This is a genomic window from Streptomyces sp. NPDC053426 (genome assembly GCF_055585405.1).
Window position 1 is genome coordinate 281,270 of sequence record NZ_JBVJKE010000013.1, and the last position, 8,810, is coordinate 290,079.

The window sequence follows — 8,810 nt, forward strand, 5'->3', positions numbered from 1 at the left end:
GGATACAGTCCGCGCGTGTCCGAAACTCACGCCACGGCCGCCAACTCCGCGCCCGACTCCCACTGTTCGAGCTGCGGCACGGCCTTCGGAGAGGGCGTCTCCGGCTGGCCCCGCACCTGCCCGTCCTGCGGCACCGTCGCCTACCGCAACCCGCTGCCGGTCGCGGTCGCCCTCCAGCCCGTGTACGACGCACAGGGCACCGGCCTCGTCGTCATCACCCGCACCATCGCACCCGCGCGCGGGCGTACGGCCCTGCCCGGCGGCTACATCGACGACCGGGAGGACTGGCGCCAGGCCGTCGTCCGTGAACTCGAGGAAGAGACCGGCATCGGCGCGGCGAGCCGCGACGTAAGGCTCGCCGACGCCATGAGCTCGCCCGACGGACACCTGCTGCTGTTCGGACTCCTCCCGGAGCGCCCCGCGGAAGACCTGCCGCCCTTCACCGTCACCGACGAGACCGAGGACCGCCACCTGCTGCGCCGTCCCGAGGAACTCGCCTTCCCCCTGCACACTCTGGCCGCACGGGCCTGGTTCGAGGGCCGCTACATCTGACCCCCGCCGGTGCCCACCCCGCGGACGCGCACCGGGCAGGACGGCTCGATCCCGCCGTCCTCGCCCTCCCGCTCGACGACGACCCGCGGACCCGACCACCGCACCGTGTAACGCTCGATCTCCGGCTCCTCCCACCCCTCGCCGGCATCCGGCACCACCAGCCCGCCCCCGGTCCGCCCCCGGGCCGGCGCCCACACCTCCAGCTCCGTACCACCGTCCTCCCCCAGCACCGGAAGAACGGCGCCCCCGCGCGCGAACACCGGTATCCGCCCCAGCGGCGCGTCGACCCACACCCGGGCCGGCCCGTCGTACGCCCGCTCCGTCGCCGTGTCGTACCACCGCCCGCGCGGCAGCGGGACCGCCCGCCGCCCCACCCCCGGCGCGAGCACCGGCGCCACCAGCAGACAGTCACCGAGCAGAAAGGCGTCCTCGCAGTCGCGCAACGCGCGTTCCTCGGGCGCCGACCACCACAACGGCCGCACGTACGGCGCTCCGGTACGCCGGGCCAGATGCGCCAGCGTCATGAAGTACGGCAGCAGCCGCCGGCGTTCGACGAGCGCCACGCGCGCGTGCCCGAGAACGTCCGCGCCGAACTCCCACGGCTCACCCCGGCCCGCCCGCGCACCGGCACGGGTGCGGAAGAACGGAAGATAGGCCCCCAACTGGAGCCCGCGCAGATACAGCTCGGGCGACGCCTCCCCGTCGAAGCCGCCGACGTCCGGGCCCGTGTGGGGAACACCGCACAGGCCCAGCCCCAGCACCAGCGACAACGCCGCCCGCAACCCGGGCCACCCCGTCGTCACCCCGCCCGACCACACCCCGCCGTGACGCTGCATACCGGCCCACCCGGAACGCGAGAGCACCAACGGCCGCTCGGAGGGCGCCCGCTCCCGCAGTCCCTCGTACGCCGCCCGGGCCATGCACAGCCCGTACACGTTGTGCGCCTCACGATGGTCGCCTCCGCGCCCGTCCAGCGCGTGACGCGCCGACCGCGGCAGCGTCGGCTCGCCGAAGGCCGCGAAGGACGTCGGCTCGTCCATGCTGTGCCAGAAGCCCGCGAACCCCTGCGTCAGCCGCTCCGTGTACAAGCCGCCCCACCACGCGCGCACGCGCGCGTGCGTGAAGTCCGGAAAGACCACCTCCCCGGCCCACCCGACGCCTTCCACGACCTCCCCGGAGGCGTCCCGCACGAACGCGTCCCGCTCCACCCCCTCGTCGTACACGGGGGTGCCGGGCGCCGCGCCGACCGCCGGGCCGACGACCGACACCAGCCTGATCCCCTCGCGCCGCAGCTCGTCCGCGAGAACCGGCAGCTTGGGGAACCGCTCCTGGTCCACGGTGAACACCCGACGGGCATCGAAGTGATCGACGCCGAGGTGCACGGCGTCGAGCGGCAGCCCGTGCTCCCGGTACCCCGCGGCGGTCCGCCGCACCTCCTCCTCGCCGCCGGAAGACCCCCGCGCGTGATGGTGACCGAGCGCCCACGCGGGCGGCAGCGCCGGCGCACCGGTGAGCGAGGCCCAGGCGAGCAGCACCCGCGCGGGAGCACCCACCATCACCCAGCAGCGCAGCGGACCGCCGTCCACGCGCAGCTCACTCGTCCCGGCCCGGTCGTGCCCCGAACCGGCACCCTCCTCGCCCTCCCGCAGCGTCACGGCGCCGTCCCACGCGTTGTCGTGGAACACCAGATGCGTGCCCGCGTCGGCCACCACCATCTGCACCGGCATCGTGACGGACAGCGGATCGTCGCCGGGGCCGACGGCACGACCGGGCGCGGAGTTCCACAACCTGTACGTGCCGTCCCGCAGCCGGGGACCCGACGCACGCCCCCCGAGCCCGAAGAAACGCGCGTCGGCCGGCACCTCGGACCGCTGCATCCAGCGCGCGGCACCACCTCCCACCGGCTCCCACCACCGCGGCGGCAGATCGCGCCGCAGCATCACACCCCCCGGGGTGAGCACCTCCACCGCGCCGTGCCGCGAGACCACCACCGTCACCCGCTCGGCCACCACCCGCCAGCCACCGTCCTTGTCCGGCTCCAGCGCGGCCCGCGGATCCGGATCGGGACAGCGGCCGGCCAGCGCGTACGACGGCTCCGGAGCAGCCCCGTCCCAGCCCCAGAAGACCGCCCCGTTCACCGCCACGAAGATCCGCAGCTCCGAGCGGCCGAACCTGACCAGCCCGCCACCGAGCCCCGGCTCCACCTCCCGCACGGTCCCGGGCACCCGCGCCCGCACCGGCCCCCGCGGCGGCAGCCCGGTGGCGTCGGCCCGCCGCCTGCGCCACGCTGCCCGTACGGTACGCAACCCCTGAGCCGCCCCCAACGAACCGACCGATTTCACCGAACGCACCAGGTCACGACCGTCCATGCTGCTCACCCTGCCATTGACCGCGCCCCTCATGCGTGTCGTTCAACTGCCGTTCACCCGTGATCGGAGCACATCTTCACGACACGGACTATGTGGGGGACGCCCTGGTGCGGAAGTCGATCACATGGCATCGTCCCTGTCAGCCGCGTCACGCGCACACCCAGCCCGTGCGCGGAGGACGCACACGACGCGCACAGTCCGGGAGCCGCCCCATGTCGACCGTGAACCCCCAGCCGCTCTGGGAACCGAGCAGGGACCAGATCGCCCAGGCACGGATCACCACGTTCCAGACGTGGGCCGCCGAACACCACGGCGCTCCCGCCGATGGCGGCTACGCGGCACTCCACCGCTGGTCCGTGGACGAGCTGGACACCTTCTGGAAAGCGGTCACCGAGTGGTTCGACGTCCGCTTCTCGACCCCCTGCGCGCGCGTGCTGGGCGACCGCTCGATGCCCGGCGCCCAGTGGTTCCCCGGAGCCACGCTGAACTACGCCGAGCACGCGCTGCGCGCCACCGCCTCCCGCGCGGACGAAGCCGCGCTCCTGTACGTCGACGAGACCCATGACCCCCGCCCCGTCACCTGGGCCGAGCTGCGCCGCCAGGTCGGCTCCCTGGCGGCCGAGCTGCGCTCCCTCGGCGTACGCCCCGGAGACCGCGTCAGCGGCTACCTCCCGAACATCCCGCAGGCCGTCGTCGCCCTCCTCGCCACCGCTGCCGTGGGCGGCGTGTGGACCTCCTGCGCACCCGACTTCGGCGCCCGCAGCGTCCTCGACCGCTTCCAGCAGGTCGAACCCGTCGTCCTGTTCACCGTCGACGGCTACCGCTACGGCGGCAAGGAACACGACCGCCGCGACACCGTCGCCGAACTCCGCCGCGAACTGCCCACCCTGCGCGCCGTCGTGCACATCCCCCTGCTCGGCACCGAGGCCCCCGACGGGGCCCTGGACTGGTCCACCCTCACCGCCGCGGACACCGAACCGGTCTTCGAGCAGGTGCCCTTCGACCACCCGCTGTGGGTGCTCTACTCCTCCGGCACCACCGGACTGCCCAAGGCGATCGTCCAGTCCCAGGGCGGCATCCTCGTCGAACACCTCAAGCAGCTCGGACTCCACTGCGACCTGGGCCCCGAGGACCGCTTCTTCTGGTACACCTCCACCGGCTGGATGATGTGGAACTTCCTCGTCTCCGGCCTCCTGACCGGAACGACGATCGTCCTGTACGACGGCAGCCCCGGCTTCCCGGACACGGGCGCCCAGTGGCGCATCGCCGAACGCACCGGCGCCACCCTCTACGGCACCTCCGCCGCCTACGTCATGGCCTGCCGCAAGGCCGGTGTGCACCCCTCGCGCGACTTCGACCTCTCCGCGGTGAAGTGCGTCGCGACCACCGGCTCCCCCCTTCCCCCCGACGGCTTCCGCTGGCTGCACGACGAGGTCCGCGACGACCTGTGGATCGCCTCCGTCAGCGGCGGCACGGACGTCTGCTCCTGCTTCGCCGGAGCCGTACCGACCCTCCCCGTCCACATCGGCGAGCTCCAGGCCCCCGGCCTGGGCACGGACCTGCAGTCCTGGGACCCCAGCGGCAAGCCCCTGACCGACGAGGTCGGCGAACTCGTGGTCACCAACCCGATGCCCTCCATGCCGATCCGCTTCTGGAACGACCCCGACGGCACCCGCTACCACGACAGCTACTTCGACACCTACCCCGGCGTCTGGCGGCACGGCGACTGGATCACCATCACCTCCCGCGGCTCCGTCGTCATCCACGGCCGCTCCGACTCCACGCTCAACCGCCAGGGCGTCCGCATGGGCTCCGCCGACATCTACGAAGCCGTGGAACGCCTCCCCGAGATCAGGGAATCCCTCGTCATCGGCGTCGAACAGCCCGACGGCGGCTACTGGATGCCCCTGTTCGTCCACCTGGCACCAGGCGCCACCCTCGACGACGACCTGCGCGGCCGCATCAAGAAGACCATCCGCGAACAACTGTCACCGCGCCACGTCCCCGACGAGATCATCGAGGTACCCGGCGTCCCGCACACCCTCACCGGCAAACGCATCGAGGTCCCGGTCAAGCGACTCCTCCAGGGCACCCCGCTGGAGAAGGCGGTCAACCCGGGCTCCATCGACAACCTCGGCCTGCTCGCCTTCTACGAGGAACTCGCCCGCAAGCGCGCCTGACCGTCCCGGGAACGAGACCGGCTCCCCCTCGGCCCACGCCGTTGTCAGTGCCGCCGATTACTGTGAGTGAGCATTGATCGACCGTGCACAGGGGGAGACATGGCCTACACCGACCACCGGATCTTGCGACGCGTCCTGCGCCGCGAAGTCGCGGGCACCATCGGCCTGCTGGCCGACGAGCACGACTTCCGCGCCATGCGGCGCTACGACAGCTTCGTCTTCGACGACCACACCACCTACCTCAAACACATGGAAGCCGTCCTCAGGACGCGCGCGCTGCAGGGCAGCCACACCACGGTGGCCCTCTTCGACCCCGAGGACTACGCCGAGTACTGCGCGGAAACGGGCCTCGACCCCGACAGCCACACCAGCCGCACACGGTTCACGGCCGCACTCGCGTCCACCGGCCCCACGGTCCCCTACGACGGCCGCCCACTGGCCGACCTCCTGCCCACCCTCGTCGGCGAGGCCGTGCGCCACGCCACCTGGGAGTACGCGACCACGCTCCTCGCCCGCCTCGGCACCTGCGCCTCGTGCGGCGAGGACCTGGGCCGCGCCGCCTTCATCCGCGCCTCGCACCTCCTCGTCCGCATCCTCGACACGGCCCCGCCCGGCGAGCGGCACCTCGTGTGCAGCGTCTCCGGACCCCCCGAAACACTCACCGCAGTCCTGCACGCCGACGACATCGCCGGCCGCATGGAACTCGACGAGTCCGAAGCCCTCGAATTCACCACCGTCCTGGCCGTCGGCCTCGCCACCGGGAGCCCCGGCGGACTGGTCATGCGGACCAGCGAACCCGGCAGCCCCGACCGCATCCACGGCTGGCGCCTGCGCGCCCACGACCTCGAACCTCTCACCGCCGGCGAGGTCTTCGACGCCTACTGCACCGACGCCGAGTCCGGAGACCTCATCTCCCCGGAGTCCAACGTCGACTACTGCGAGCCGCCCGACCTCGGCGAGGGACCGAGCCCGGCCCACCACCACTGAGCCGGAAACGCCCGAGGGGCGCCCCACCTGGAGGTGGGGCGCCCCTCGGGGACACCATCGCCGACCGGCCCGGTCCGGCTACTCGCCCGACAGCACCGCCTGAGCGGCGGCACGGGCGTCCGCGGCACTGTCCGCCGCCCGGGCAGCCGCCGCGGCCCGCTCACACTGCGCCAGCGTGAACTTCGCCAGCGACGCCCGTACGTACGGAATGGACGCCGCACCCATGGAGAGAGAGGTGACACCCAGACCGGTCAGCACACACGCGAGCAGCGGGTCGGAAGCTGCCTCACCGCAGACACCACAGCTCTTGCCCTCGGCCTTCGCCGCCTCGGCGGACAGCGCCACCAGGTCGAGCAGCGCGGGCTGCCAGGGATCCTGCAGCCGGGAGACCGCACCCACCTGACGGTCCGCGGCGAACGTGTACTGCGCGAGGTCGTTCGTGCCCAGCGACAGGAACTCCACCTCCTGCAGCACCGAGCGCGCCCGCAGCGCGGCCGACGGAATCTCGACCATCGCACCGAACTTCGCCCGCAGCCCCGCCTCCCGGCAGGCGTCCGCGAAAGCCTTGGCATCGGCCCGGTCCGCCACCATCGGGGCCATGACCTCGAGGTAGACGGGCAGCCCCTCGGCAGCCTTGGCCAGCGCCGTCAGCTGCGTACGCAGCACCTCGGGGTGGTCGAGCAGCGTCCGCAGACCACGCACGCCCAGCGCCGGGTTCGGCTCGTCCGCCGGAGTCAGGAAGTCCAGCGGCTTGTCCGCGCCCGCGTCCAGCACCCGCACCACGACACGGCCCTCGGGGAACGCCTCGAGCACCTGACGGTAGGCCGCGACCTGCTTCTCCTCGGAGGGAGCCTTCTTGTCGTCGTCCAGGAACAGGAACTCGGTACGGAAGAGACCGACACCCTCGGCGCCCGCCTCGACGGCGGCCGGCACATCCGCCGGGCCACCGATGTTGGCCAGCAGCGGCACCTTGTGACCGTCGGCGGTCGCACCGGGCCCGGTCGACGCCGCCAGCGCCGCCTTGCGCTCGGCCGCCGCCGCCTCGAGCCGGGCCTTCTTCTCGTCGCTCGGGTTCACGAAGATCTCGCCGGTGCTGCCGTCGACCGCTATCAGCGTGCCCTCGGCGAGTTCACCGGCACCCGGCAGGGCGACCACGGCCGGGACACCGAGAGCGCGGGCCAGGATCGCGCTGTGGCTGGTCGGGCCGCCCTCCTCGGTCACGAAGCCGAGCACCAGCGTCGGGTCGAGCAGCGCCGTGTCCGCCGGCGCCAGGTCGCGGGCCACGAGGACGTACGGCTCGTCGCTGTCCGGCACACCCGGCATCGGCACTCCGAGCAGCCGCGCGACGATACGGTTCCGCACGTCGTCGAGGTCGGCCACACGGCCCGCCAGGTACTCACCGGCGTTCGCGAGCAGCTCGCGGTACGCGGCGAACGCGTCGTACACCGCACGCTCAGCGGTGCTGCCGACGGCGATGCGTCGCTCCACGTCGGCCATCAGCTCGGGGTCCTGAGCCATCATGGCCTGCGCCTCGAGAACCGCCTGGGCCTCGCCCCCGGCGAGGTTGCCGCGCGCCGTCAGATCGGCCGCGACCGCCTCCACGGCCTTGCGGGCGCGCCCTTGCTCGCGCTCCGCCTCCTCCGCCGGGATCTGCTTGGCCGGCGGCTCGAGCACCGCCGTACCCATGTGCCGTACCTCGCCGATCGCCACACCGTGGCTGACACCGACGCCTCGCAGCGTTGTCTCCATCTCACCCGTCTCCGGTAGAGCGGCGGGCTCCGCCGCCGCGTTGGTTGTCCTGGTGGCCGTCGCGGGACGGCGCCGCGTCACTTCCAGAGGAAGAGGGTGTCGCCGGCCTTCACATCACCGTCGTCGCGAAGCTCGGAGAGAGCGTCCGCCGTGGCCTCCAGGGCGACGACCGGGCACACCGGGGACTTGCCGGCGGCCTCGACGGCGGCCGGGTTCCAGCGCACGATGCTCTGTCCGCGCGTCACGGTGTCGCCCTTGTTGACGAGCAGCTCGAAACCCTCACCGTTGAGCTGCACGGTGTCGATGCCGAGGTGGGTGAGCACGCCGTGTCCGTTCTCGTCGACGACGACGAACGCGTGCGGGTGCAGGGAGACGATCACACCGTCGACAGGGGAGACGGCCTCGGAGGGCTCCCGCGCGGGGTCGATCGCCGTCCCCGGGCCGACCATGGCCCCGGAGAAGACCGGGTCGGGCACGGACGCCAGTCCGATGGCCCGTCCTGCGAGCGGGGACGTCACGGTGGTCATGGGAAGCCTCCCAGGCGTGGAGATCTGTACGTACGCCGCCGTCACTGCCTGCCTCCGGCGCGCTGTTCAGCAGCGTATGTCATATGACGTACCGGTTCCGGGGGACAGGTCCGGATCAGTGGTCTAGACGAGAGGTCTAGACCACCACTCTAATCGATTTGCACGTGGTCCGCGACCCCGTGTAGAGTCGTACTCCTGCTCGGGGATGAGCGGCGCGAACAGACGCCCCTGACTCGACAGCAATCCAACTCGTCAGATCCTAACTTTGGATCATCTTCTGCATGCCTGCAGGACGGTGGTCAGAGGGCCGGAAAAACACTGGTAGAGTTGGAAACACCGAAGGGAAGCGCTCCGGAGGAAAGCCCGCGAGGGTGAGTACGAAGGAAGCGTCCGTTCCTTGAGAACTCAACAGCGTGCCAAAAGTCAACGCCAGATATGTTGATACC

Annotated in this window: 7 protein-coding genes; 3 read left to right on the forward strand and 4 right to left on the reverse strand. The window is 71.9% G+C overall.

Annotated elements, in window-relative coordinates; genetic code table 11:
* Positions 1-15 precede the first annotated feature (15 nt).
* Complete coding sequence (locus ACZ62B_RS26560) at positions 16-552, forward strand: NUDIX domain-containing protein (RefSeq protein ID WP_468727654.1); 537 nt, start codon at positions 16-18, stop codon at positions 550-552.
* Here the strand turns inward: ACZ62B_RS26560 and ACZ62B_RS26565 are convergent.
* On the reverse strand, positions 543-2,921 hold the full coding sequence (locus tag ACZ62B_RS26565; RefSeq protein ID WP_469692294.1) for a glycoside hydrolase family 31 protein: 2,379 nt from the start codon (positions 2,919-2,921) through the stop codon (positions 543-545). The two genes, ACZ62B_RS26560 and ACZ62B_RS26565, sit on opposite strands and share 10 nt — an antisense overlap.
* A gap of 212 nt (positions 2,922-3,133) precedes the next feature.
* Between ACZ62B_RS26565 and ACZ62B_RS26570 the strand changes: the two genes are divergently transcribed.
* Positions 3,134-5,101 carry an acetoacetate--CoA ligase gene (locus ACZ62B_RS26570; RefSeq protein ID WP_469692296.1) on the forward strand — a complete coding sequence of 656 codons (1,968 nt, stop codon included), beginning with the start codon at positions 3,134-3,136 and terminating at the stop codon, positions 5,099-5,101.
* Positions 5,102-5,200: 99 nt separating this feature from the next.
* Positions 5,201-6,088, forward strand: coding sequence for a hypothetical protein (locus ACZ62B_RS26575; protein WP_344560713.1), 888 nt, complete (start codon positions 5,201-5,203; stop codon positions 6,086-6,088).
* 78 nt (positions 6,089-6,166) lie between these two features.
* Here the strand turns inward: ACZ62B_RS26575 and ptsP are convergent, their stop codons facing one another.
* From ptsP to ACZ62B_RS26590, 3 genes are all read right to left on the reverse strand, one after another.
* Positions 6,167-7,837: a phosphoenolpyruvate--protein phosphotransferase gene (gene ptsP, locus ACZ62B_RS26580; RefSeq protein ID WP_469692298.1), complete on the reverse strand. Its 1,671-nt coding sequence runs from the start codon at positions 7,835-7,837 to the stop codon at positions 6,167-6,169.
* A 77-nt stretch (positions 7,838-7,914) separates the two neighbouring features.
* The gene (locus tag ACZ62B_RS26585) at positions 7,915-8,364 is read right to left on the reverse strand and encodes a PTS sugar transporter subunit IIA (RefSeq protein ID WP_030867976.1); all 450 of its coding nucleotides are present in this window, start codon (positions 8,362-8,364) and stop codon (positions 7,915-7,917) included.
* A 259-nt stretch (positions 8,365-8,623) separates the two neighbouring features.
* Positions 8,624-8,810 (reverse strand): hypothetical protein (locus tag ACZ62B_RS26590; RefSeq protein WP_469692300.1); only part of this gene is annotated, 187 nt, incomplete at its 5' end.

What these genes read in the sequence shown, in the direction of transcription:
- ACZ62B_RS26565 (WP_469692294.1), bottom strand. Translation starts at nt 2,921, where the DNA reads ATGGACGGTCGTGACCTGGTGCGTTCGGTGAAATCGGTCGGTTCGTTG.
- ACZ62B_RS26575 (WP_344560713.1), top strand. Translation starts at nt 5,201, where the DNA reads ATGGCCTACACCGACCACCGGATCTTGCGACGCGTCCTGCGCCGCGAA.
- ACZ62B_RS26585 (WP_030867976.1), bottom strand. Translation starts at nt 8,364, where the DNA reads ATGACCACCGTGACGTCCCCGCTCGCAGGACGGGCCATCGGACTGGCG.
- ACZ62B_RS26570 (WP_469692296.1), top strand. Translation starts at nt 3,134, where the DNA reads ATGTCGACCGTGAACCCCCAGCCGCTCTGGGAACCGAGCAGGGACCAG.
- ptsP (WP_469692298.1), bottom strand. Translation starts at nt 7,837, where the DNA reads ATGGAGACAACGCTGCGAGGCGTCGGTGTCAGCCACGGTGTGGCGATC.